Consider the following 23,407-nt stretch of genomic DNA (forward strand, 5'->3'; position numbering starts at 1 on the left):
TTTATTTCGAAATTGTGCCCTGCGCCGCAACTTGTGCGACAAAAGCATCGATCGCTTTTTGAGCCCCTTGTCGTATCGCTTCAAAACGGGCTTGATCGGAAATAATCGCATTGGGCTCGATTTCAAAGTCATACATCCCGCTGGTTCCATACGAAGCAGTTTTACCATCAGTCTTACGACTAATACTCATACTGACTATAGCCCGGTAGGTGATAACGTACCCGTTAGTATCGTATCGAAGCGGGCTAAAAGAGACCCCGCCGATTGAAATTACCAAATGAGTTTTCGCTGAATTTTTAGGAACCAGCGAAGCCCGAAACTTTGTAATAACCGCCGTATCGACGGCATCTTTGATAATAACCGTATTTTGAGGGTCTTCCATCCTTACCACGACTTCGGTACTGACACTTTCACCGACAACACTCTTCGCGTAATAGCTTGAGGGCTGATAGCCGCATCCGCTAAGGAGGATCAATGCGCTCAGTATCCAAAATTTCATGGTGTTACCCTTTTATCACGAGATTGACAAGTTTGCCGGGGACAACAATCGCTTTTACGATCTCTTTTCCCTCTAACCATTTCTCTACGGAAACTTTTGCCATCTCAATAATTTTCTCTTGAGATTCATTCACTCCCACTTCGATCGTTGCGCGGTTCTTACCGTTGATGGAGACACCTAAAGCTACACTATCAACTTCAAAGACCTCTTCGCGCACCACTTGAACACCAAAATTTTTACTACCGAAGAATTCGGTTGAGAGTTCCCAGCAAATATGGGGAACAATCGGTTCCAGTACAGATGTGAGTATCCAGTACCCTTCCGTCCACACATCACGATTACTTTGTTCACCCAATGCATTCATCGCTTCCATGACACCGGCAATCATCGTGTTAAACGTATGACGCTCACCGTAAACCTCTTGGGCACGTTTGAGGGCTTCATAGACTTTTTTGCGAGCCCCTTTCTCTTCTTTAGAGAGGGTAGTATGATCGATCATCGGCAAGCGGTCGGTAACATTGACGTATTGACTGCGATCGGCAAATCGTTTGAGAAAGCGATATGCCCCCTCAACCGCACTGTCGTTCCACTCCAACTCTTGGGTCGGAGGAGCGGCAAAGAGGATAAACAGACGCGCGGTATCGGCACCGTATTTCTCTACCAAAGCACCCGGATCGACGGTATTTCCTTTGGATTTCGACATCTTTGCACCGTCTTTAAGAACCATCCCCTGAGTAAGGAGATGTTCAAACGGCTCATCGCTGTTGACGTATCCCAAATCGCGAAGCATTTTGGTAAAGAAACGGGCGTACAGCAGATGCAAAATCGCGTGTTCTATCCCGCCGATATAGTGATCAACACCCATCCAATAATCGAGGGCTTGTTTATCAAATACTTCTTTATGATCATTCGGTACAGTATAGCGGAGGAAATACCATGACGACTGGATAAAGGTATCCATCGTATCGGTCTCACGAATCGCCGCTTTGCCGCATTTCGGGCATGCGCAGTGTTTCCATGTCTCATGATGTTCGAGCGGATTTCCCTCTCCGTTAATGACGACATCTTCAGGGAGTGCTACCGGAAGATTGGCTTTATCTTCGGGGACGATTCCGCACGTGTCACAGTGGATCAACGGGATCGGAGCACCCCAGTAGCGCTGACGGCTGATCCCCCAATCTTTGAGACGGAAATTAACTACTTTTTTACCGAGCTTTTCGGCTTCAAAATGATCCATAATCGACGCTTTGGCACTGACATTATCCAGAGCGCTAAACTGTGCACTCTCACGCAATATTCCCGTTTCGGTATACGCACACCCTGCAGGCAATTCACCCTCACTCGGGAAGATAACCGCTTTTATCGGAAGATCATATTTGGTTGCAAATTCATAGTCACGATCATCATGAGCCGGAACCGCCATAACTGCACCCGAGCCGTAATCGGTGAGAACGAAATTCGCTACCCAAACCGGCACTTTGGCACCGGTAAGAGGATGAATAACATTGATCCCCAATGATACTCCCTCTTTCGGACTTGTAGCACGCTCACGTGCACTCACGCGCTGCATCGCTTTAATAGCATTGACAGTATCCGCATCGAGCAATCCGAATGAGATCATATGACGAACGATTTCATGCTCGGGTGCAAGAGCGGCGTAACTTACCCCGTAAATCGTATCGGGACGGGTCGTAAAAACATCAAAACTTTGATACACGGCACCGAGACGCGCTTCGCTCTCATCATCAAGCTTAAACGCAAACTCCAAACCGTACGATTTTCCGATCCAGTTCTCCTGCATCGTCAAAACCTGTTTCGGCCATTTTCCCTCGAGGGTTTTAAGCGATTCTAGGAGTTCTTCGGCGTAGTCACTGATTTTGAGATAATACTGATACATCTCTTTTTGGACGATTTCAGTTCCGCATCTCCAACATCCGCCGTCAACCACCTGCTCATTGGCTAAAACGGTCAAGTCATGCGGGCACCAGTTCAGAAATCCCTGTTTACGATACAACAATCCCTTGTTGAACATATCGATGATAAATCCCTGTTCGAACGCCGTATATTCAGGGTTCGAGGTCGCAAATTCTCTATCTTCCGAAAACGAAAGACCTAACCCTGCAAGTTCGCCGCGCATCGTAGCAATGTTTTCATACGTCCATTTTTTCGGATGGACACCGTGTTTGATCGCCGCATTTTCTGCCGGCATTCCAAAACTGTCCCATCCGATCGGGTGGAGAACGTTAAACCCCTGCTGACGATAATAACGGGCAAATGCATCACCGATCGTGTAGTTACGAACATGCCCCATATGGATCCGCCCCGAGGGGTAAGGGAACATACTTAATACATATTTTTTAGGTTTAGAAAAATCATTTGAGGGTTCATACGCTTTGGTTGCACTCCAAGTTTTCTGCCACTTGGCCTCAATCGATGCGGGGGTATAATTCAAAAAAAACTCCTATATTTATTCGTAATTCTCTTTAGCTTTAGCACTCTCAATGAATACCATAAAAATTGAAAAAAGATTGGCGATCAAGGCACCGATAGCCAATGAAATAGCCCACGTTTGATTGCCTACCACTTCCATGTAGATAAATGCAGGAATCAAATGAAGATCCGCTACCAACGAAGCAGCGAGAAGCTCTGCCGCCAAAAGGTTACGAACACCCAATTTCAAAATGGTTGAGATCAGGTTCAAACTGGCCGCAATAAACAACATAATCGATGTATGATCGTATAAAAACCCCGCTACCGAGGTCAAACTCATCAGCGTGAAAAAAACATAAACGACTTTTCCCCAATCCATAACCTGCTCCTTAGACTATACCTTGTTCGAACTGCGCCCGAAGACGCTCTTTTTCCGCCTGAAGTTTTACTTTTTCAGCCATTTTTTCACGATAGTGAGAGACACTGAATCCTGTCCAGACGACAAGCTGTGCAGCAACGAAAATCGAACTGTACGTTCCGATTATAACACCGACGAGCATCGGGAAACTGAAACCGATCATAATATCTCCCCCAAACAAGAAGAGAGTCAGTACCACAAAAAATACCGTCAATGAGGTCAATGTTGTTCGAGACTGAGTACGAGAAACCGCTTCATTCACGATCATAACAAAATCACTGTTCTTACTTTCTTGAATATGCTCACGTATACGGTCATAGACAATAATCGTATCATGAATCGAATATCCCAAGATCATAAGGAGTGCCGCGACACTCTCAATGTTGAAATCAATCTCAAAATAGGAGACAAACCCAAACGTAATAACGATGTCGTGGACGATCGCGATAATCGCCGCTAATGCAAAACGCCACTCATAGCGAAAGGTCACCATCGCCATAATCGCAGCCAACGTCAAAAGAAATGCGGTAAGCCCTTTAACGCGGAGCTCATCTCCTACTTTCGGCCCAACCATATCGACACGGCGAATCTCAAACTCACCCGTCCCTTTGAGAATTTCGCGGGTAACGTCTCCGATATCTTTGCTCAATCCGTCCGTTGAAGCCGCCGTTTTTATAATGATCTCTTCGGGTGAACCGAATTCGGTCACACTGGCGTGCTTGAAAAGCTCATCTTTTTTTAGCGCTTCACGTACTTTATCGATAGGTGCAACACCCTGATATTTGACCTGAACAACCGTTCCACCGGTAAAATCGATACCGAAAGAAAATCCTTTTGTCGCGATAAGAGCAATCGCTAAAAAGAAAAGGACAAACGAAGCAACGAAAAAGATTTTCCCTTTGCCTAGGAAGTTATAGACTTTATCTTCTTTAAACAATTCCATTATGCATTCACCTTTCTCGTCATTCCAAACCACATTTTGTAGTTTTTCGATTTTTCAATACGATTGGTAAAGAGTTGGAAAATCCCGTAGGTTCCGACAATCGCCGTCAACATTGAGGCTAAAATACCCATACTGAGGGTTACGGCAAACCCTTTAATGGCACCGGTTCCATAGACATACAAAATGGTACACGCAATAATTTGCGTTATATTGGAATCCAAGATGGCACGCATAGCCTTGCTGTACCCCTCTTCCAATGCTTTTCGAACACTAAGACCCAGACGCAATTGTTCTCGGACACGCTCATTAATAATAATATTCGCATCAACCGCAAGACCGATATGAAGGACGATACCCGCCATACCCGGTAATGTCAGTGTCGCACCTAAAAGTGCCATCATTGCCAAAATAATAAAGATATTGATTAAAACTGCAAGGTTGGCGATAATACCTGCCAATCCGTAGTACATCATCATAAAAATCATGACCAATACAAATCCGCTCACCAATGCGAGCAAAGACGCTTTAATGCTGTCCGCACCCAAGCTAGGTCCGACAGAGCGTTTTTCCAACATATAGATAGGGGCAAGCAAAGCACCGGAGCGGAGTGCAATCGCTAAATCGTTCGCCTCTTCGATTGTGTAGTTACCGCTGATCTGACCGCTTCCCCCGCCGATACGTTCATTGATCACGGGGGCTGAATACACTTTCCCGTCCAAAACGATCGCGAGACGTTTTCCGACACTTCTTCCTGTAAAATCACCGAAAACCTGCGCACCGGCAGAGTTGAGTGAAAAATTGATCACCGGACGGTTATTTTGATCATACCCGACCTGTGCATCGGTAAGCATCGTCCCATCCAAAATCGGGATCTCATTTACAAGATGTTTCATTTTAGGCTGAAGGGCATCTTCAAGAATTTTATCTCCGAAGCTTGCAGCCTCGGCCTCACTCATATCATTGACACGCATGGAGCGATCTTCATCTACCGCCATAAGTTCAAGCTTCGCGGCACGGGAAATCAGTTCACGTGCACGTTGCTCTTCTTGAGGCGTTTTGATCCCCGGTAGTTCGACCAAAATTTTGTCGACACCTTGTCGCGCAACGACAGGTTCCGCCAAACCGAACTGATCAAGACGGTTACGAATCGTCTCGATTGCCTGATCGACAGCCTGTGCCTTTAACTTTTCAACCTCTTCCGGCGTAAAAGAGACACGGTACGATTCACCCGACGCTTTTGCAACAGCACCTTGAACGGTTTTTAAATGCTCATCAATCTTTACACCGTCTTCGCTGTCCAAAAGAGAAAAAATAACTTGGTTTTCTTCAACACTGAGACCGTCGATTAAAATATCATTCTGTTCCGAAAAATGTTTTAGACCGGAAGCGACCGATTTGAGTTGTGAATTGACAGCCTCTTCGGTTTTAACCCCTAAAAGGAGATGGAGCCCCCCTTGAAGATCTAACCCGAGGGTCACTTTTGCACCTTGCTGACTTTGGGTTAGAGACGGGATCGAAAAAATAATCCCGAAAAGTGCAGCAGCTATAAGTAATACGACACGGAAATTAAGCTTCATCCTCGTACTTTCTGGCAACCGCGTCTTTTACAAGACGTGCTTCGGTTTCATTATTGAATTTCACAGAGAAAAAGCCCTCTTCGACTTTTTTGATCTCAACGATCAAACCACCGCTAGTGACCACTTTATCCCCTTTTGTAAGGGATTCAATCATCTCTTTATGTTTTTTAGCCTGTTGGTTTTGGGGACGAATGATCACGAAATACATAATAGCGATCAAAAAGACAAATGGGAGAATTTGAGTAACAATTTCCATGGATATCCTTGGGTGATGTGAAATTGGGGCATTATACTGAAATGTGGCTAACAACGATATAATTACTTTATGAAATATCGAACTGCACCTATTATCGAACTCCTTGTTGCCCCTTTGCTCATCGCCCTCTTTTTCTCAGCTTTTATCTATTGGGAACATTTCGCTCTCACCTCTAAAGCTTTGAATACTTTTTCAGGGCTTATTGCCCTTTATGCCCTTTTGCACGCACCCAAACGTACTATTCTCATCAGCGGATTTTGGATCGGGTTACTGTGGTGCTATTGGATCGGATTTAGTTTCCAGTATTACGGCCTCGGATGGGCGACGTGGCTTGTCGCATTAGGATTCGGAATCGTTTATGCCCTCTATTACGGAACGATGGCACTCACCGCACATCCCCTCATCCGCGCGATCATCCTCTTCGGTCTCACCTATATATGGCCGATGGATTTCAACTGGATGCAACCCGAACTGATCTTCGTTGAAAGTTACATGGGATTTACCAAATGGCAGTTTGCTCTAATCCTCTTTTCGCTCGCCTCAACAATATGGTTTGAGGGGCGGAAAAAAATTCTTCCCCTTATCCTTCTTCTCGGCGCGATTCAAACCACCCATCCCACCGCGCCGCTTCCTGATGTAAAAATAAAACTGGTCTCTACCGATATTTCGCAAGATTTCAAATGGCAGGGGGAGCGTTTAGAGCAAACACTACAAGAAAATTTTGATGCTATTGATGAAGCGATCGCGCAAGGGTATGATCTGGTCGTTCTCCCCGAATCGGCATTTCCTCTCTATATGAATGAGCATACTGCGATATCCGAAGCACTTGCAAAACGTTCCCTGCATATCGCCATACTTACGGGAACATTGCATAAAGAAAATAACCTCAACTATAACGTCTCCTATCTTTTCGATCAAGGCAATGTCACGGTTGCAAAAAAAACGATCCTTGTCCCCTTCGGAGAATACATCCCGCTTCCTGAATTTTTACGCGGATGGGTGAATCGTGAAATTTTCGGAGGAGGTGCCGATTTCGTAACGGCAGACAAACCGACCGATTTTGAGATTAAAGGGGTAACGTTTCGCAATGCCGTCTGCTACGAAGCAACCCGCGAAGAACTTTATACTCCCGATACACGTTATATGATTGCCGTAAGTAACAACGGATGGTTCAAACCCTCGATCGAGCCGACGGTGCAAAATCTTCTTATTCGTTTTTATGCTCGTAAAAATAATACCATTGTGTTTCATGCGGCTAACGGCGGGGGAAGCGGAATAGTCTACTAATTTTGTCATGATGAATTTGTGTTTCGTCATCCTGAACTTGATTCAGGATCTTAGATTCCGTGTCAAGCACGGAATGACATAAACCGTCATGCTGAACTCGATTCAGCATCTCATAAAATACTTTCGTACAAATCTTCCCAATCAGGATTTTGTTTATTAATCAACTCGATTTTCCACTCTCTATGCCAATTTTTAAGCTGTTTCTCTCTTTTTATCGCTTCTTCGATGTCATCATAAACTTCATAATAAACTAAATTTTTTAAATAATATTGCTTTGTAAATCCATCCACAAAACCATTTTTATGCTCATAGACTCTTTTCACGATATCTGATGTAACCCCAATATATAAAACTCCATCTTTTTTATTAGACATTATATAAACAAAACCTTTTTTCATTCGGTTCCTTGTCATGCTGAACTTAGATTCTCCGTCATCCTGAACTTGATTCAGGATCTCAAATAACTATATCAACCCCTCAAAAATTTTGTCAATATTTTCCCCGTAAAAATACTCTTCCAAAAGCGGACGGATTTTGTATTTCATCACAAACTCATTATCATGATTCCCCATAAAATAAGCGTGCCCGATGAGATAATCACTACCTCTTCGTTCTTTAATGATCTCATTAATCTTTTTAACATTTTCAGGCAAAAATTCTTCTATCGGCTCCATTCTCACAAATGTAAAACGGCGGCGTAGTGCAATATCGACGAGTGCAATTGACTTGTCTGCCGTGTTCATTGTCCCGATGATATAGAGGTTTTTAGGAACACCAAATTGCTCTTTCGAGTATGGCAATGTTACCATCAGTTCATTATCTTCACCGAGACGTTTATCTTCTTCAAGAAGGGTAATAAGTTCACCAAAAATTTTGGAGATATTTCCTCGATTGATTTCATCGATGATGAGATAATAGTTTTTTAATTCTGCAATATACTTATTTGTTTCACTACTAGTATCAACTGGTTTAAGAGACTTTTCAAACGTATAAAATTTCTTTAATAATTCCCAAAAATACGTTGCGTGTTGATCGGCAAGCCCTTGGATATGATCTAAATTTTTGATGTCTTTACGCGATTTAACTTTATGAATATACATATCTTTTAAAATATCAAATCTCATACGAATCCCTGAATCATGACGAGACCAATTATCACCTTTATAGCGAAAAGCGTCATCCTCAACTTCAAAAATATACACATTTTCTGTAAGTTCATATTTGCTTTTTTCATCAATAGCAAGCTGAACATGATCAATAAATTCTTGAAATAATTGATCAAAAGTTTTTTCTTCTTCTAACGTTTGAATTGGTTTGAATGAGTCAAGTAAGTTTTTCTTAGCTTTATAAGAAATATTTTTAAAAATACCATCTTCTCGAACTATTTTACCATCCTCATTCGGTCTAAATCCTTCAACAAAATCTTCATAACTGTAACTTTGATGAAAGGTCAAGAACTGATAACGCCCTTCTTTTTTGACATTATCAAAAGTTTCAATTTCATAATCTTGATCCATTAATGTATCGAGGCTATCACCCTTTTCAAGAATCGAAATTAGCTGTTTATGTGAGTAGGTCTTACCGACACCAGGAGGACCATACAAAATTATATTTTTTGGATTTTCAATTACTTCATCATCCTCATCATTTTCCGAAATACTAGATACTTCAACAAAATTCGATGTAATGTGATAATTCAATTCAGATATTTTTTTTAAAACATTTGGAAAATTGGTACCCCACTGATTGCATATAAATATATTTTCATTAGAGATTTTTATAGGTGCCTCAAAATAGCGAAATTCTCCTGTCTGCGTACGGCTAACAAAGTTGTCATATTCATTCTGTAACAAACAAACTTTATAACTTCTATGCATCGAATTAAATTCATTTTTGAGTTCATTAACAGATATATTTGGATGATCTTCAATATATTTTTTAATTACTTCATAAACAAGTTGACGTTTCGAAAGTCTCTCTTTGCCATTAAAATTAAATTTCTTTGTATCCCTTGCCATCTATAAAACCTCTTTCATTTTATTTTTTATCTCTTCAATATAATTCTTATAACTTGTCGCATCAGACTGCAACTCTACGCTTCGCATTTTTAGCATCACACTTTCTCCCTGTTTCCCTAAATAAAGAGGCTTAGAATCACATAAATCGATTAAATGCTTCGGATAGAGCAACATCGTTTGATCGATTTTATAGTTTTTCCCATACACGTACATCTGATATTTATCATCCCGCTTCAACTCATCTTTGCCATTGACCTTTTTATACTTCGTATCGACAATAAGACAATTAGGGATCAAAATATCGGGTTTGAGTTTGAGATTACCGAAATTATTTTCGGCTTGGATTATTGCTGTCGGCTCAATAGTTCGGACGATTTTGCCGATAAACTGCTCAAATAGCACGTTCATATCAAACATAAATGCCCACTCATTTGCTCCAGCTTTGTCAAAACGAATATTGAGATTTTGAAGGATGAGCAGAGCGATTTTATAAAGATGTCGAAACCTCTCATTAAGCCGATACCAATGATAGGTTGTATGAGGATTATAATAGGGAGTAACCTCATCGAACATCAGATTAAGCATCCCTAGCTGTCGTCTATTATCGGCACTGTTAGTAATGCGACGACATACATTGACCGTATATGCGAAAAGTGCATTGAGAGGATTATCGGGACTAAACTCATCGTATTCACAATAAATTTTGTCCCGCACGAAATTTGTCCGTGCATCCATCCCAACCATAAAACGTCCCCTCATCACTCGAAGGTTATCTTGCACCGAGATATACTCGCGATACATCCCTTTTTCAACTTCACGTATCAGTTCACGTGAGAAAATCGAGATCAATAGTTCTAAAATCGGACTTTTTTCGGTATCGGTAGAAGAAATACTTTCATCCACTTTTAAATCATAAACATACGAGAGCATATAGGTGAGATAACGAAGATTAGCGACATCATTATGTTTGTCAATTTTTGGAAGAATTGTTAGAGTTTGATTACTGATTTTAAGCGCACCGCAATATTGAGTTGCTTTGACCTCACCCCATTTCTCAGAGAAATAGCATTGAAATTCAGTTGGAATAAAAAGGTTTATTTTTTCATATTCGTGTACAATCATTGATAACTATTATACACTTTTTCTTGCAAAGCTAAATTATAAAAATGGGATTTAGATTGCGGATCAAGTCCGCAATGACAGAAGCTGTCATCTACGGAATGAAAAAAAAATTTAGTGGCGAACGTTGAGATTGTTTTTGTTGATTGCTTCGATAACAGCGGCAATGTGTTTCATTTTAGCCTCTTCGTCATCCATGTTGTGGATCGCATCGAGATTAAAGTGTTGCAATTTGGTATCAAGATACCCTGTATCGAGTTCCCCTTTGATAAAGTGCTCATCACGGACAATTTGACGGTGAAGAGGGATATTCGTCGGAACACCCTCGATAAGAAATTCATCCAAAGCACGACGTGCTTTACGCACCGCATCTTCCCATGTCAAAGCCGTAACGATCAGTTTTCCGATCATTGAATCGTAATTTGAGGGAATTTGATAGTTAGTATACGCCATAGAGTCCAAACGAACCCCAGGACCACCCGGTGCAAGATAGTTGGTTATTAGACCCGGTGATGGGACAAATCCTAATTTCGGATTCTCCGCATTGATACGGAATTCAATAGCGTATCCGCGGAATTTAATCTCTTCTTGCAAAAATTTAAGCGGGTCGCCTTCGGCAATTTGAATCATACGTTGAATCAAATCGATCCCCGAAATCGCTTCGGTAACCGGATGTTCAACTTGAACACGAGTGTTCATCTCGATAAAGTAGATATTGTCATCTTGGTCAACCAGATACTCGATAGTACCGACGCTCTCATACCCTAGTTTAAACATCGCTTTGGTCGAAATACGATACAACTCGCGGCGAGTTTCTTCGTTCAATAACGGTGAAGGAGCGATTTCGATCACCTTTTGGTGACGACGTTGAATCGAGCAATCACGATCTCCGAGATGGACAACGTTACCGTATTTATCGGCAACGATTTGGATCTCAATGTGACGCGGATTTTTGAGGTATTTTTCGATGAAAACTTCACCACGGCTAAAGAAACGCAATGCTTCATTAGTAGCTGACTCGTACATCTCTTTAAAATCAGCCGCTTTCTCAACAATACGCATACCGCGTCCACCGCCGCCGAAAGCCGCTTTGATAATGATTGGAAATCCGATACCGGTTGCAATTTTTTCGGCATCATCGATATTATCGATCGGCTCATCCGTACCCGGAAGCATCGGAACACCGACAGCGCGCATCGCTACTTTAGACGCCATTTTATCTCCGAAAAGGGCGATATGCTCCGGTTTCGGTCCGATAAAGATAATGTCGTTATCGATACACGCTTGTGCAAATTCAGCACTTTCTGATAAAAATCCGTATCCCGGATGGATTGCATCACAATCAGCTTTTTTAGCCAATGAGATGATACGGTCATAATCAAGATATGCGGCGATAGGATCACCCATAATCGGATAACACTCATCGGCTTTACGAACCCAAACACCGTTAACGTCTGCTTCTGAAAAGACAACGACACTTTTAATTTCCAACTCTTTACAAGCACGAATAATACGAAGTGCGATTTCACCACGGTTTGCAATCAATACTTTGCTGATCTTTTTAGTTTTCACTTATTTCCTCGCTTGAACATCTTGGAGTATTTTAGGCTCTTAAGATACCCGATATCTTGATTTAAAAATGAAATTATAGGATAAATCTGCTGTTTATGCAAAATTTTTTAACCTCCTACAAAAACATCAAACGAAGCACGTCTATTTTCTCTATCCTTATTGAATCACTCATGATTATTGGATAATAAAAAATTTGCTATTATAATGGCTAAAAAACAGGGATACATTTTATGAAAATCGCGGCAAATATCACTGAACTCATCGGCAATACTCCTCTCGTACGGCTCAACGGCCCCTCATCCACAAGCGGAGCGACTATTTTGGGAAAATGCGAATTTATGAATCCGACCAGTTCTGTCAAAGACCGTATCGGATTTAATATGATTCAAAGTGCTATGAAAGAGGGGAAAATCAATGCCGACACCCTTATTATTGAACCTACCAGCGGCAACACCGGTATTGCACTTGCCTCTATCTGCGCCGCTTTGGGACTTAACCTTACCCTTACAATGCCTGAGTCAATGTCAATTGAACGCCGCAATCTTCTCAAAGCCCTCGGAGCCAACCTCGTCCTCACTCCTGCCGCAGCGGGGATGAAAGGGGCTATTGATGAAGCCAACGCATTAGTCGCTTCCAATCCCAATGCGCTTGTTTTACAACAATTCGCCAATCCCGCCAATCCTGCTATTCACCGCATTACGACGGCACAAGAGATTCTCAGCGACACAGACGGAAATGTTGATATTTTCATAGCCGCCGTCGGAACGGGAGGAACGCTTACCGGAACCGGAGAGGCACTTCGAGCCGTATTACCGAATGTCCAAATTATCGCTGTGGAGCCCAAAGATTCTCCCGTCCTCTCTGGGGGAAAACCGGGACCCCATAAAATACAGGGAATCGGTGCAGGATTCATCCCGGATGTTCTCAATACAACTCTTTACAATGAAATCATTACCGTTAGTAACGAAGAAGCCATAGCTGCTTCCAAAGCACTCGCTAAAACCGAAGGGCTCCTCGTCGGAATCTCTGCAGGAGCCAACGTTCACGCCGCAGCACTTGTTGCGGCACGTCCGGAGAACAAAGGAAAAACCATTGTCACGATTTTATGCGATACGGCTGAACGTTATTTGAGTACCCCATTGTTTGAAGCGTAAATGCTTTTAGAAACCATTCGTTGTGAAGGGGGAGAAGCTCTACACCTCCCCTATCATCAAAAACGGTTGGAAAAATCGTCTCAAGTGCTCGGTATTCATCAAAAGTATGATTTACAAACGCTAATAGCCCCTCCCGATCAAGAGCTATACCGATGCCGCTTTCTCTATGACGCAAACGGATATACCATTGAGTATCATCCCTATACCCCAAAAAAAATTGCTTCACTCAAACTTCTCATCTGCGATACAATCGAATATCCCCTTAAATACTCAGAGCGCGAACAACTTACTGCGTTATTTGAACAGCGTGAAGATTGTGATGATGTTCTCATTGTTAAAAATAATCATCTAACTGATACCACCATCGCCAACATTGCCCTCTTCATAAAAGGACAATGGCTCACTCCCGAATCTCCGCTGTTAGAGGGGACAACACGGGAACGTTTACTCGATGAAAAATTTCTCACCCTCGCCCCCCTGAGCGCTGAGGATATCGGCCGAGCTAGCAAGGTCGCCTTTATGAATGCGATGGTAGGGTTCATTGAAGTCGAAAATGGTATAATTATCTAATTTTATACAACACAGGTCTGCCGTTATGTTATTCGATATTATTAAAAGCTCTTCATTTTCTCGCTTGATGGAAAATCATCTTCGAGATATGCTTATTTACCTGTTCGAAAACGACCAGAATTTCGGCATCTTATGCAAAATCGACCACGTTACCTTTGATCCCCCCCTCCCAAAACATCTTAACGATGAATTTCGGGCGATGACCCTCTTTTTTCTAGCGGGGTATACGTTTGAGAGTGCAAGAATCGATAATGATACTTTAATTTTTGAAGCAGGTTTCGGCCACGAAAACATAGGGAGCTTTGTCTCGGTTCCGCTGCTATCGATCGTTCAAATTATTATCGATGATACACCGGCATTTGTTAACTTGGCATTGCCGCAAGAACAACACCCTATTATCAATATTGAAAAGCATGAAGGGGTTCAAAATTCGATGAGCGCACTGCTCGCGAATCCCGAAAATCAGAAGTTTTTGAAGAAAAAGTAAAGGGTGAAGTTTATAACTTCAACCCTAATAAATAGGTAACTACGTTGTCAATAAACGCATCGTGTTTGCGTTCTTTGCTGTAAGCGATATAAAATTTACGTTTGATTTTGAAATTTTTAATCCGCGCTTCAAACAATTTTCCCTCTTCCACTTCATCGCTGATAACATGACGAGAGATAACGGAGACGACCGGACGGGCTGAATCTTTAGGGGAACGCATCAACGTCTCTTTAATCGCCGTGGAACTCGCAACTACTCCGATGACACTGAAGCCTGAGCACTCAACGCCGATCTCTTCGAACACTTCGGAAGTTAATTTACGCGTATGCGAGTTTTCATCTCGACAGATCCAGTCAAATTTATACATATCTTCTTTACGAAGCTGTTTAGGAATGGGCTGATTGGAAAAAATCACCAACTCGTCCTCTTCCCATTCGCGGTAAATCAGCCCGTCTTTAAATACCGGGGATTCGATAAGGGCGATATCGATCTTTTTATCCAAAAGCTGATCAATGATCTCTTCTGAAAATGCAACACGGATATGGACTTCATTATTGATCTTCTCTTTAAGCTGCCCGATATACGAGGGGAGAACATAGTTCCCGATTGCGTATGATGCTCCGACGATGAACGTAAACTCTTTACTGATAATTTTAAGAAGTTCTTTCTCGCTTGATTGAATCGCTTTTTCTAACTTAGTAGCAATGCGAAAAAGATCTTCTCCCTCTTTTGTAAGCTTAATACCGTTCTTTTTACGTTCAACAACACGAGTATCGAGATAATCCTCAATAAATTTGATCTGCTGTGTAACGGCAGGCTGAGAAATCCCGAGTTTTGCGGATGCTTTGGAAAAACTTTTTTCCCGAACCACCGTTAAAAACGTCATAAGTTTGGCAAAATCTTTTAACATAATAATTCCTATAAGCTGAATGAATAGCAGTATTATAACTCATTATTATAACCAATGCAAGAGTTTTGCTATAGCGTTTGTCTCTCCAAGCCTCAAGGAATTTAAATAATAGAAAAGTTGGGCTATAATAATTTAACTATTAATACAAGCAAGGCAATAACGGTATGGATGAAATTCTCTCAAACCTCAATGAAGCGCAGCGCAGTGCAGTCGAACGGATCGATGGCCCTTTGCTCATTTTAGCAGGTGCGGGAAGCGGAAAAACCAAAACTATCACTACCCGTCTTGCCTATCTTCTCGATCACGTGGGGATACCTGCTGGCAATACCCTGACCCTCACGTTTACCAACAAAGCGGCCAAAGAGATGCGCGAGCGGGCGATGGGATTGATCTCACAGAACTCTTTTCCCCCCCTGTTGTGTACCTTTCATAAATTCGGCCTGTTATTTTTAAAATTTCATATCCATTTACTGGGGCGTGCCAATAATTTCGTTGTTATCGATACCGATGATAAAAAGAAAATCATCAAAAAAATCAATGCCGATCTCCCTACCGCATTGATCGCGAGTGAAATCTCTCGTTATAAAAATTCCCTCATTGACCCTGCCGAAGCGTATACCCAAGCCGAACTCACCAACTACAAACATATCGCAAAAATCTATGAAGAGTACGAAGCGTACCTTCTGAAAAACAATCTCGTCGATTTTGACGATTTACTCTGCCTAACCTTTAAACTGCTCGATGAAAATCCTGATCTATGTACTCAGACCTCTGAAAAATACCAATACATTATGATCGATGAGTATCAAGATACCAACGAGCTCCAGCTCAGACTCCTCCAAAAACTCTGTTCTACCCACAACAACCTCTGTGTCGTCGGAGACGATGATCAGAGTATTTACGGGTGGCGCGGCGCGCATGTGCGCAATATTCTCGAATTCGATCAAGATTTCGTCGATGCTATGGTGGTCAAACTAGAACACAACTACCGCTCCACTCAGCCGATTCTCACCGTCGCCAACGCCTTGATAGAACATAACCGCTCCCGTTTAGGGAAAACACTCCTCGCGACCAAAGAGGGAGGTGATGACGTTCAAACGATCACCTCGAACGATGAGAGTGAAGAGTCCAAAAAGATTGCAAAGTCTATCAAAGAGCTTATCTCTAGCGGAGTTCGTCCGAATGAAATCGCTGTACTGTACCGAATCAATGCCCTTAGCCGATCACTCGAAGAGGGGCTGAACCGTGCCGGTGTTGCGTATAAACTCGTCGGCGGTTTACGCTTCTATGATCGTGCCGAGATCAAAGATCTCATCAGCTACCTGCGGGTCATCACCAATGTCCATGATAATTTCTCCCTAAAACGGATCATTAACAAACCGAAACGGGGTCTGGGGAAAGCAACGATTGATAAAATTGAACTCTCTTCTATCGAAGCTAGCAAATCAATGTTTGAATTTATCTCTACCCTCAGTGACAGCGATCTCGAAACGCTGGTACGAAAAAAAAGTGCCGGCGAGCTGCGTGATTTTGTGGCGGAGATTCTCGAACTTCGCCGTGTTTCGGAAGAGGCGATTTACCGTTTTATTGATCTTTTGGAAGAGCGTTTCAAAATCAAAGAGACCCTAAAAGGTCTTCCCGATGAAGCGGAGAAAATCGCCAATATCGACGAGTTTTACGGACTCTTTCGCGATTATGTCAAACAAAATCCCGAAAGCTCGCTCGCTGAGTTTTTGAATGATATTACATTGCAGAGCGAACAAGATCAGGTAGAGGGTGAGAGCATCTACATTATGAGCATCCACGCTTCCAAAGGGTTGGAGTTCGAACACCTCTTCGTCATCGGTTTGGAAGAGGGATTTTTACCGCTTATCGGTGATGGAAGTGACCTTGAAGAGGAGAGACGTCTAGGGTACGTCGCTATCACCCGCGCCAAAAGCAACCTTACCCTCTCAAATGTCAACAGCCGTTTCTATAAAGGACGACGTACCGAACTTCAAAAAAGCCGCTTTATCAACGAAGCGGGATTATGTGAAGGGTCATTGATTTTGGAGAAAAATACCTCCTATAAAAAAGGGGATTTGGTTCGCCATAAAATCTTCGGAGCGGGACGGGTTGAGGGGGTGAGTAAAGCGGGGCGCGAATTTAAACTCAGCATCAATTTCGGCGGCAATAAACGGGATATTCTCGCCTCTTTCGTCGAAAAGCTCTAATTGCCTATGAATCGCCTTTTCGTAGCCTATAAACCCTCCGGTATTAGCTCTAACCAACTCTTAGGTCAGCTCAAACGCCGCTATAAGATAAAAAAAGCGGGCTATTCCGGAACTCTCGATCCATTTGCCAAAGGTGTCTTAATCATTGCGTTCGGAAATCATGGACGATTGTTTCGTTTTCTCAACAAAACACCCAAGCAATACCGTGCAACCCTATGGCTGGGTGCTTATTCTCCGACGCTCGATATTGAGAAGATCGAAACGATAGAGGAGACACAACCTGCCACGCTAGAGCAACTGCAATCCATCCTCCACTCACTGCAAGGGGAGCTTACCTATCTCCCTCCTAAATACAGTGCAAAACGGATAGAGGGGCGCAGGGCGTATGAATTTGCTCGTGAGGGGAAAGAGGTCGATTTACGAGCAATCACCTCCACCATTTATGATCTCACTCTTTGCCACTACTGCCATCCCTTTCTCACCTTTGAAGCAACCGTATCCGAGGGTACATATATCCGCTCTCTGGGGGAGATGATTGCGGCTGGGCTGGGTGTCAGTGGCGCACTTAGCGCACTTGAGAGACTTAATGAGGGGCAGTTTGTGTATGAAAACGAAAGAGAACTTGACATTAAAAACTCTCTCTCCCTCCCTAAAAACCGCTATAATGGCACAATACAAACGATCCTATTAGGACAACCTCTGGTGCGCGAAGATTTCGATCTTCAAGAGGATGGAATCTACTGGATCGACAACGGAGATACGATCTCGATTCTGGAGATTGCCCCTGAGGGTGTCCGTTATATTCTCAATAAGGTTGAAGCATGCTGATTCTCTCCAGAAGAGCCGAAGAATCAATCATTATCGCCGATACGATCACTGTCAAAGTGGTCTCCATCGAAAAAGGGGTGGTTAAACTCGGTATTGATGCACCTCACAACATTCGGGTCTTGCGAAGTGAATTGGTTCGAGCCGTCGAAGATTCAAACAAAGAAGCATCGCTGGGTCATGACACGTCACTTCTCCAACAACTTGCACAAAAATTAAAATTATGATCCGATATCGTGCCTACGCCAAAGTCAATATTTTTCTCAAAATCACCGGGATACGGGGAGAATACCATACTCTAACCTCTCGCTTTATGCGCGTTAACACCCTTTTTGATACCCTTTGGTTTGAGTCTAAATCGACCCCAGAATTCGAAATACGGGGAAATTTCGACTGCGAAGTCCACTCCAACACCATTTACAAGGCGTACAAATATCTCCTCGCCGCTACCCACTCCGATACCCTCTCACAATGGATGGAACATCATGCGATTTGTGTTGATAAACAGATCCCATCGTTTGCAGGACTCGGAGGCGGCAGTTCCGATGCCGCAACCTTTTTAGCGATGTGCAATGAAGAGCTAGAATTAGGGCTAAGTGTCGAAGAGCTAGCAAGGATCGGCTCATCCGTCGGTGCAGATGTCCCTTTCTTCGTCTACGGATATGAAAGTGCCAACGTCAGCGGCATCGGCGAGATTGTCGAACCCTACAATGAACCGTTGATTGATTTTGAAGTAACTACCCCTAAACTTCAAATCAGCACCCCAGCCGTTTACCGCTATTATCGTGAACACCGTTATGCCCCCATCACAGCCGAAGAGGTTTCACGACTCGAAGCGACCCCCTCACTTGAGATATTGGCCACCGTTAACTCAAAAGAGGCAAACGATCTGTACAGTGCCGCGTTAGGATGTTATCCCCAGCTGCAAGAAAAAGAGGGATGGTTTTTCTCAGGAAGTGGAAGCAGTTTTTTTAGGATCAAGGAACAATAACTATGGGCGAAAATATAGCCACCAATAAAAAAGCTTTTTTTGACTACTACATCGAAGAGAAATTCGAAGCGGGTCTCGTCCTCAAAGGGTCTGAAGTCAAAGCCCTCCGTGCCGGACGGGTCAACCTCAAAGACGGATTCATCAAAATCGTTCGGGGTGAAGCGTTTGTATTCGGTGTCCATATCGGTGTACTCGATACCACCCACCACTATTACACCCACGAAGAGAGGGGAAGCCGTAAACTGCTTCTGCACAAAAAACAGATCGACAAGATGTTTAAAGCGGTTGAGAAAGAGGGGTTTACCCTTGTACCGCTCAGTATCTATTTTAACGATAAAAACCTCGCCAAAATGCAAGTGGCTATTGTTAAAGGGAAAAAGCTCTATGATAAACGGGATGATTTGAAAGAGAAAAGTCTCAAACGGGATATGGAACGGGCATTAAAAGGGGAATAATCTTAGGCTTGTTCAGATAAAAAAGGTTTTGGGAAGTAAATGATGAGTTTGCCGCTCTGATGAGCGGCAAGAGGGATTATTTGCGACGAATTTCTTTAATACGTGCTGCTTTACCGGCAAGGTCACGAAGATAGAACAATTTCGCACGACGTACACGTCCACGGCGAAGAACTTCGATTTTCTCGAGGCTGTCACTGTAGATTGGGAATACACGCTCGATACCGACACCGTTAGCACCGATTTTACGTACAGTAATAGTACGACCAGTACCTTCTCCACGGATAGAGATACAGATACCTTCATAATTTTGAACACGTGATTTTTCGCCCTCTGTAATGGTTACAGCAAGACGAAGTGTATCACCCGCGCGGAACTCAGGAACGTTTTTGTTAGCGATTTGTGCTTGCTCGAAACTTGCAATGTACTTATTTTTCATAAGATGTCCTTATTTTATGCTTTTGAAGCTGCTCCGGTCTGAAGTATTTTGTTTTGCATTCAGACAGAGACGATTTTAGTGCACGAATTTTACTGTGATTTCCCTTTAAGTATTCTGATGGAACACTCATATTCTCATAAACAGGGGGTTTTCCGAATGAAGGTGCCTCTAAGAGTGGTGATTCGAAACTCTCATATTCCAATGATTCACTATTTCCCAAAACACCTTCAATGTTTCGAACGATGGCATCGGTCATCACCAAAGAGGGAAGTTCCCCTCCGGTAAGGACGTAATCGCCGATGCTGAACACTTCATCACCAAAGCGTTCAACCACCCTCTCATCGATCCCTTCATAGCGTCCGCTCACAAAAACTACATGGGGTTTTGTTGCGAGACGCTTGGCATCGTTTTGGGTAAATTGTTTCCCTACCGGTGCCACAAAAATGATGTGAGCATCTTCACTCAGTGACCCAAGAGCATCAAACAACGGTTGAGGCGTCATTAACATTCCCGCACCGCCGCCTGCAGCGGTATCGTCCACTTTATGATGTTTTGAGGTACTGAAATCTCTGGGGTTGAGATAATCGACTGAAAATTTACCCGATTCGATCCCCCGTTTGAGAATAGAGTCTTGAAAATATCCTTCGATCAGATTGGCAAAAATCGTTACATACGTAAAGCGCATTAGGATGCCTCTAACAGATCCAATCCGCCCTCTACGGTGATTACTTTACCCTTTGCATCAGCGTTTAAAACAAAACGATCAATATACGGGATTAAAAAGGTAGCAGGAAGCTCTTTGGAAACCAAAGAAGCCTCTGTAGCAACCAATAGATAATCCAATGGTCCGATACGTTCAATCTCTTGAACGCTGCCCAAAAGTATCTCACCTTCCATAACACTGGAGCCGAGCAAATCAAACCAGAAAAACTCACCCTCACCCAGATTACAACGCTCACGCGTCGCTTCAAAAGTGGTGAAAAGTTTTGCATTGGTAAGTGCTTTGGCTGCTTCAGGAGAATCGATCCCTTTGAGATGAACCAGTTCACGATCAGGATTATAAGAGACGAGAGTGATCTCTTTACCGTTTTCAAGGGTGAATGAGGCATTAGGAGCGAATTGTTCAGGGAAATCGGTGGAGAGATTAAGTTTCATATCCCCTTTTAAGCCGACAACTCGGCCCAAAGTGGCGACATGGAGTAAATCCTGCGGAGGTGAATTACGAAAGCGGTTCGACATTGATTCGGTAACTTTTTCCGTCTTTGGCTTTGCAACCGGAGATGACAGTTTTGATCGCACCGATCATTTTGCCCTCTTTTCCGATTAGCTTGCCTACATCCGCTTGATTAGCGTACAAAACGATTTCGGTCACTTCGTCGCCTTCATTAGACTCTACCCGAATCTCTTCGGGATAAGACGCTATTAACTTAGCAAAACCTGCGACGAAGTCCGCAACCATCATTATTTACCGGTAATTTTTTTAACGCGGTCTGACATTTGAGCACCAACGCTCAACCAGTAGTTTAGACGCTCTTCATCTACTTTGGTAGTGATAGGGTCTGTCATTGGGTTATAGTACCCGATCAATTCGATCCAACCGCCGTCGCGACGTTTGCGACTATCGGTTACCGCGATACGGTAGAAAGGTTGTTTTTTACGACCCATACGGGTTAAACGGATGACTGTTGCCATTGTGTGTCCTTTAAATGTTGTTTTGCACCAAGAAGTTTAGAAGAGTGTTTTACCCACAAAAGTAAAAGAAAAACCTCTAAGCTTCTTCAAATGCTAAAGACTAAACTCATAACGAGTGCAGTATTTAGCATTTGTGCTGGCAAAGTTAACGCGGTAAACGTGCACCTTGCATTTGACCCATCATACTCTGAAGGTCTTTCATCCCTGATTTACCCGAGAACCGTTTTGCCATTTTAGAGGCATTTTTAAATTGTTTTAAAATACGGTTCACTTCGATAATATCAAGTCCGCACCCTTTTGCCAAACGAGCCTTGCGGCTGTTATTTAAGAGCTCAGGATCTTCTCGCTCTTTCACCGTCATCGATGAAACGAGGGCTTTGATCTGTTTGAGCTGGCTAGAGTTTTCCAAATCGAAATCTTTAAGCGCAGAGGCCATTCCGCCCATACCGGGGATCATACCCATAATGGATTTCATGCTCCCCATTTTTTTGAGGCTCTCCATCTGTTCTAGGAAGTCGTTAAAGTTGAACTCCCCTTTTTTGATCTTTTTAGTAAGGGCTTTCGCTCTTTTTTCATCAATAACCGATGCAGTCCGCTCAGCAAGACCTTCGATGTCACCCAATCCCATAAGACGGTTGACGATACGATCAGGAAGGAAGATTTCGAGATCTTCCATTTTTTCACCCGCTCCGATAAAGCGAAGTGGTACTTGGATCTGGGAAGCGATACCTAATGCAACGCCCCCTTTGGAATCACCGTCGTATTTAGTGAGGATGACCCCGTCAATACCGATTTTCTCGTTAAATGTACCTGCGGTGCGAACCGCGTCTTGACCCGATAGTGAGTCGGCAACGTAGAAGATTTCATGCGGATTGGCAACGGCTTTCACTTCCGCCAATTCGCCCATCAACTCATCATCAATCGCCAAACGTCCGGCCGTATCGATCAATACGACATCCACCAGTGCTTTTTTCGCGTGCTCAAGTGCCGCTTTGACCACATCAACAGGATTTTTACTTGCATCATCCGCGTAAAGTTCTACTTCGATAGAAGCACACACTTGACGAAGTTGCTCAACCGCCGCAAGACGCTGTAAGTCTGCCGCTACAACCAATACCCGTTTCTTCTGACGTGTTTTAAGCCAGTTGGCAAGCTTACCCGTCGTTGTTGTTTTACCCGAACCTTGCAGACCCGTCATCAAAATAACGGTTGGAGATACCGGAGCGTAGACAAATCCTGATTTACCTTTGACATCCAAAAGGGCATACAATGATTTGCGAAGCGCATCGAGGAATTGGTCTTTCCCGATACCGCTTTGTTTAGTTTGGAGTTCGACCGAATCGATAAGGTCTTTGACGACTTTATGATTTACATCGGCTTTGAGCAACGCTTTTTTTAGCTCGCCGAGTGCCTTGGTTAACGCCTTTTCATCGTCGTGAAAACGGATTTTGCGTATGGCTGATGTAAACGATTCGGTTAGTGTATCAAACACTTCAACTCCTAAATAATAGCTCTACAGGGTATAAAAATTTCCGAATTATACTAAATTTTTACT

At 43.1% G+C, this 23,407-nt stretch carries 26 protein-coding genes; 9 read left to right on the forward strand and 17 right to left on the reverse strand.

Annotation, left to right across the window (positions count from 1 at the left end):
* Window position 1: 1 nt before the first annotated feature.
* The 6 genes from lptE to yajC are packed head-to-tail and all read right to left on the reverse strand — an operon-like array spanning window position 2 to window position 6,123.
* Window positions 2-499, reverse strand: a complete 498-nt coding sequence (gene lptE, locus Q8O20_RS00825) for an LPS assembly lipoprotein LptE (RefSeq protein WP_305529610.1) — start codon at window positions 497-499, stop codon at window positions 2-4.
* 4 nt (window positions 500-503) lie between these two features.
* Window positions 504-2,951 carry a leucine--tRNA ligase gene (leuS, locus tag Q8O20_RS00830; RefSeq protein WP_305529611.1) on the reverse strand — a complete coding sequence of 816 codons (2,448 nt, stop codon included), beginning with the start codon at window positions 2,949-2,951 and terminating at the stop codon, window positions 504-506.
* Between the two features lie 15 nt (window positions 2,952-2,966).
* Window positions 2,967-3,308, reverse strand: coding sequence for a DUF6394 family protein (locus Q8O20_RS00835; protein WP_304741976.1), 342 nt, complete (start codon window positions 3,306-3,308; stop codon window positions 2,967-2,969).
* Between the two features lie 10 nt (window positions 3,309-3,318).
* On the reverse strand, window positions 3,319-4,290 hold the full coding sequence (gene secF, locus Q8O20_RS00840) for a protein translocase subunit SecF (RefSeq protein WP_304741974.1): 972 nt from the start codon (window positions 4,288-4,290) through the stop codon (window positions 3,319-3,321).
* Window positions 4,290-5,867, reverse strand: a complete 1,578-nt coding sequence (gene secD / locus Q8O20_RS00845) for a protein translocase subunit SecD (protein WP_304741972.1) — start codon at window positions 5,865-5,867, stop codon at window positions 4,290-4,292. The genes secF and secD overlap by 1 nt, the downstream gene beginning before the upstream one ends.
* On the reverse strand, window positions 5,857-6,123 hold the full coding sequence (yajC, locus tag Q8O20_RS00850) for a preprotein translocase subunit YajC (RefSeq protein WP_304741970.1): 267 nt from the start codon (window positions 6,121-6,123) through the stop codon (window positions 5,857-5,859). Before yajC ends, secD begins: the two co-directional genes overlap by 11 nt.
* Before the next feature lie 69 nt (window positions 6,124-6,192).
* Between yajC and Q8O20_RS00855 the strand changes: the two genes are divergently transcribed.
* Entirely contained in the window at window positions 6,193-7,410 is a 1,218-nt protein-coding gene (locus tag Q8O20_RS00855; RefSeq protein ID WP_305529612.1) for an apolipoprotein N-acyltransferase, read from the forward strand.
* Between the two features lie 110 nt (window positions 7,411-7,520).
* On the opposite strand, the gene Q8O20_RS00860 is transcribed toward Q8O20_RS00855, so the two are convergent.
* From Q8O20_RS00860 to Q8O20_RS00875, 4 genes are all read right to left on the reverse strand, one after another.
* A complete protein-coding gene (locus tag Q8O20_RS00860; protein ID WP_305529613.1) occupies window positions 7,521-7,808 on the reverse strand; it encodes a GIY-YIG nuclease family protein in 288 nt (95 codons plus the stop codon).
* A 66-nt stretch (window positions 7,809-7,874) separates the two neighbouring features.
* Entirely contained in the window at window positions 7,875-9,428 is a 1,554-nt protein-coding gene (locus tag Q8O20_RS00865) for an McrB family protein (protein ID WP_305529614.1), read from the reverse strand.
* Window positions 9,429-10,550 carry an McrC family protein gene (locus tag Q8O20_RS00870; protein ID WP_305529615.1) on the reverse strand — a complete coding sequence of 374 codons (1,122 nt, stop codon included), beginning with the start codon at window positions 10,548-10,550 and terminating at the stop codon, window positions 9,429-9,431.
* 111 nt (window positions 10,551-10,661) lie between these two features.
* Window positions 10,662-12,119, reverse strand: coding sequence for an acetyl/propionyl/methylcrotonyl-CoA carboxylase subunit alpha (locus Q8O20_RS00875; protein WP_305529616.1), 1,458 nt, complete (start codon window positions 12,117-12,119; stop codon window positions 10,662-10,664).
* A 230-nt stretch (window positions 12,120-12,349) separates the two neighbouring features.
* Between Q8O20_RS00875 and cysK the strand changes: the two genes are divergently transcribed.
* Genes cysK through Q8O20_RS00890 form a run of 3 tightly spaced genes read left to right on the forward strand, consistent with a single transcriptional unit; the run spans window position 12,350 to window position 14,330 of the window.
* Window positions 12,350-13,273: a cysteine synthase A gene (gene cysK / locus Q8O20_RS00880; RefSeq protein WP_305529617.1), complete on the forward strand. Its 924-nt coding sequence runs from the start codon at window positions 12,350-12,352 to the stop codon at window positions 13,271-13,273.
* Complete coding sequence (locus tag Q8O20_RS00885) at window positions 13,274-13,843, forward strand: aminotransferase class IV (protein WP_305529618.1); 570 nt, start codon at window positions 13,274-13,276, stop codon at window positions 13,841-13,843.
* Window positions 13,844-13,868: 25 nt separating this feature from the next.
* Window positions 13,869-14,330, forward strand: coding sequence for a hypothetical protein (locus Q8O20_RS00890; RefSeq protein WP_294896220.1), 462 nt, complete (start codon window positions 13,869-13,871; stop codon window positions 14,328-14,330).
* A 10-nt stretch (window positions 14,331-14,340) separates the two neighbouring features.
* Here Q8O20_RS00890 and Q8O20_RS00895 read toward each other — a convergent pair whose 3' ends face one another.
* On the reverse strand, window positions 14,341-15,240 hold the full coding sequence (locus Q8O20_RS00895) for a LysR family transcriptional regulator (protein ID WP_305529619.1): 900 nt from the start codon (window positions 15,238-15,240) through the stop codon (window positions 14,341-14,343).
* 164 nt (window positions 15,241-15,404) lie between these two features.
* On the opposite strand from Q8O20_RS00895, the gene Q8O20_RS00900 reads away from it, so the two are divergent.
* Genes Q8O20_RS00900 through smpB form a run of 5 tightly spaced genes read left to right on the forward strand, consistent with a single transcriptional unit; the run spans window position 15,405 to window position 19,724 of the window.
* Entirely contained in the window at window positions 15,405-17,453 is a 2,049-nt protein-coding gene (locus tag Q8O20_RS00900; protein ID WP_305529620.1) for an ATP-dependent helicase, read from the forward strand.
* A 6-nt stretch (window positions 17,454-17,459) separates the two neighbouring features.
* Window positions 17,460-18,281 carry a tRNA pseudouridine(55) synthase TruB gene (gene truB, locus Q8O20_RS00905; protein ID WP_305529621.1) on the forward strand — a complete coding sequence of 274 codons (822 nt, stop codon included), beginning with the start codon at window positions 17,460-17,462 and terminating at the stop codon, window positions 18,279-18,281.
* On the forward strand, window positions 18,275-18,505 hold the full coding sequence (csrA, locus tag Q8O20_RS00910) for a carbon storage regulator CsrA (RefSeq protein WP_294894844.1): 231 nt from the start codon (window positions 18,275-18,277) through the stop codon (window positions 18,503-18,505). The genes truB and csrA overlap by 7 nt, the downstream gene beginning before the upstream one ends.
* Window positions 18,502-19,269 (forward strand): 4-(cytidine 5'-diphospho)-2-C-methyl-D-erythritol kinase, encoded by a 768-nt coding sequence (locus Q8O20_RS00915; protein WP_305529622.1) that lies wholly within the window; start codon window positions 18,502-18,504, stop codon window positions 19,267-19,269. Before csrA ends, Q8O20_RS00915 begins: the two co-directional genes overlap by 4 nt.
* A 2-nt stretch (window positions 19,270-19,271) precedes the next feature.
* A complete protein-coding gene (gene smpB / locus Q8O20_RS00920) occupies window positions 19,272-19,724 on the forward strand; it encodes an SsrA-binding protein SmpB (RefSeq protein ID WP_304741453.1) in 453 nt (150 codons plus the stop codon).
* A gap of 76 nt (window positions 19,725-19,800) precedes the next feature.
* Here smpB and rplS read toward each other — a convergent pair whose 3' ends face one another.
* From rplS to ffh, 6 genes are all read right to left on the reverse strand, one after another.
* Window positions 19,801-20,160 (reverse strand): 50S ribosomal protein L19, encoded by a 360-nt coding sequence (gene rplS / locus Q8O20_RS00925; RefSeq protein WP_015652941.1) that lies wholly within the window; start codon window positions 20,158-20,160, stop codon window positions 19,801-19,803.
* On the reverse strand, window positions 20,150-20,845 hold the full coding sequence (gene trmD / locus Q8O20_RS00930; protein ID WP_304741448.1) for a tRNA (guanosine(37)-N1)-methyltransferase TrmD: 696 nt from the start codon (window positions 20,843-20,845) through the stop codon (window positions 20,150-20,152). The genes rplS and trmD overlap by 11 nt, the downstream gene beginning before the upstream one ends.
* Window positions 20,845-21,399: a ribosome maturation factor RimM gene (gene rimM, locus Q8O20_RS00935; protein WP_305529623.1), complete on the reverse strand. Its 555-nt coding sequence runs from the start codon at window positions 21,397-21,399 to the stop codon at window positions 20,845-20,847. The genes trmD and rimM overlap by 1 nt, the downstream gene beginning before the upstream one ends.
* Window positions 21,380-21,619 (reverse strand): KH domain-containing protein, encoded by a 240-nt coding sequence (locus Q8O20_RS00940; protein WP_294894857.1) that lies wholly within the window; start codon window positions 21,617-21,619, stop codon window positions 21,380-21,382. The genes rimM and Q8O20_RS00940 overlap by 20 nt, the downstream gene beginning before the upstream one ends.
* A gap of 2 nt (window positions 21,620-21,621) precedes the next feature.
* Window positions 21,622-21,852: a 30S ribosomal protein S16 gene (gene rpsP, locus Q8O20_RS00945; protein WP_013459360.1), complete on the reverse strand. Its 231-nt coding sequence runs from the start codon at window positions 21,850-21,852 to the stop codon at window positions 21,622-21,624.
* Between the two features lie 145 nt (window positions 21,853-21,997).
* Window positions 21,998-23,344, reverse strand: a complete 1,347-nt coding sequence (ffh, locus tag Q8O20_RS00950; RefSeq protein ID WP_305529624.1) for a signal recognition particle protein — start codon at window positions 23,342-23,344, stop codon at window positions 21,998-22,000.
* Between the last annotated feature and the right edge of the window lie 63 nt (window positions 23,345-23,407).

The organism is Sulfuricurvum sp. (assembly GCF_030691015.1).
GTDB lineage: Bacteria > Campylobacterota > Campylobacteria > Campylobacterales > Sulfurimonadaceae > Sulfuricurvum.

Excerpts from the sequence above, each read along its gene's own strand:
- lptE (WP_305529610.1), bottom strand. The coding sequence starts at position 499 with ATGAAATTTTGGATACTGAGCGCATTGATCCTCCTTAGCGGATGCGGC.
- Q8O20_RS00835 (WP_304741976.1), bottom strand. The coding sequence starts at position 3,308 with ATGGATTGGGGAAAAGTCGTTTATGTTTTTTTCACGCTGATGAGTTTG.
- secF (WP_304741974.1), bottom strand. The coding sequence starts at position 4,290 with ATGGAATTGTTTAAAGAAGATAAAGTCTATAACTTCCTAGGCAAAGGG.
- secD (WP_304741972.1), bottom strand. The coding sequence starts at position 5,867 with ATGAAGCTTAATTTCCGTGTCGTATTACTTATAGCTGCTGCACTTTTC.
- yajC (WP_304741970.1), bottom strand. The coding sequence starts at position 6,123 with ATGGAAATTGTTACTCAAATTCTCCCATTTGTCTTTTTGATCGCTATT.
- Q8O20_RS00855 (WP_305529612.1), top strand. The coding sequence starts at position 6,193 with ATGAAATATCGAACTGCACCTATTATCGAACTCCTTGTTGCCCCTTTG.
- Q8O20_RS00860 (WP_305529613.1), bottom strand. The coding sequence starts at position 7,808 with ATGAAAAAAGGTTTTGTTTATATAATGTCTAATAAAAAAGATGGAGTT.
- Q8O20_RS00865 (WP_305529614.1), bottom strand. The coding sequence starts at position 9,428 with ATGGCAAGGGATACAAAGAAATTTAATTTTAATGGCAAAGAGAGACTT.
- Q8O20_RS00870 (WP_305529615.1), bottom strand. The coding sequence starts at position 10,550 with ATGATTGTACACGAATATGAAAAAATAAACCTTTTTATTCCAACTGAA.
- cysK (WP_305529617.1), top strand. The coding sequence starts at position 12,350 with ATGAAAATCGCGGCAAATATCACTGAACTCATCGGCAATACTCCTCTC.
- Q8O20_RS00885 (WP_305529618.1), top strand. The coding sequence starts at position 13,274 with ATGCTTTTAGAAACCATTCGTTGTGAAGGGGGAGAAGCTCTACACCTC.
- Q8O20_RS00890 (WP_294896220.1), top strand. The coding sequence starts at position 13,869 with ATGTTATTCGATATTATTAAAAGCTCTTCATTTTCTCGCTTGATGGAA.
- Q8O20_RS00895 (WP_305529619.1), bottom strand. The coding sequence starts at position 15,240 with ATGTTAAAAGATTTTGCCAAACTTATGACGTTTTTAACGGTGGTTCGG.
- Q8O20_RS00900 (WP_305529620.1), top strand. The coding sequence starts at position 15,405 with ATGGATGAAATTCTCTCAAACCTCAATGAAGCGCAGCGCAGTGCAGTC.
- truB (WP_305529621.1), top strand. The coding sequence starts at position 17,460 with ATGAATCGCCTTTTCGTAGCCTATAAACCCTCCGGTATTAGCTCTAAC.
- csrA (WP_294894844.1), top strand. The coding sequence starts at position 18,275 with ATGCTGATTCTCTCCAGAAGAGCCGAAGAATCAATCATTATCGCCGAT.
- Q8O20_RS00915 (WP_305529622.1), top strand. The coding sequence starts at position 18,502 with ATGATCCGATATCGTGCCTACGCCAAAGTCAATATTTTTCTCAAAATC.
- smpB (WP_304741453.1), top strand. The coding sequence starts at position 19,272 with ATGGGCGAAAATATAGCCACCAATAAAAAAGCTTTTTTTGACTACTAC.
- rplS (WP_015652941.1), bottom strand. The coding sequence starts at position 20,160 with ATGAAAAATAAGTACATTGCAAGTTTCGAGCAAGCACAAATCGCTAAC.
- trmD (WP_304741448.1), bottom strand. The coding sequence starts at position 20,845 with ATGCGCTTTACGTATGTAACGATTTTTGCCAATCTGATCGAAGGATAT.
- rimM (WP_305529623.1), bottom strand. The coding sequence starts at position 21,399 with ATGTCGAACCGCTTTCGTAATTCACCTCCGCAGGATTTACTCCATGTC.
- Q8O20_RS00940 (WP_294894857.1), bottom strand. The coding sequence starts at position 21,619 with ATGGTTGCGGACTTCGTCGCAGGTTTTGCTAAGTTAATAGCGTCTTAT.
- rpsP (WP_013459360.1), bottom strand. The coding sequence starts at position 21,852 with ATGGCAACAGTCATCCGTTTAACCCGTATGGGTCGTAAAAAACAACCT.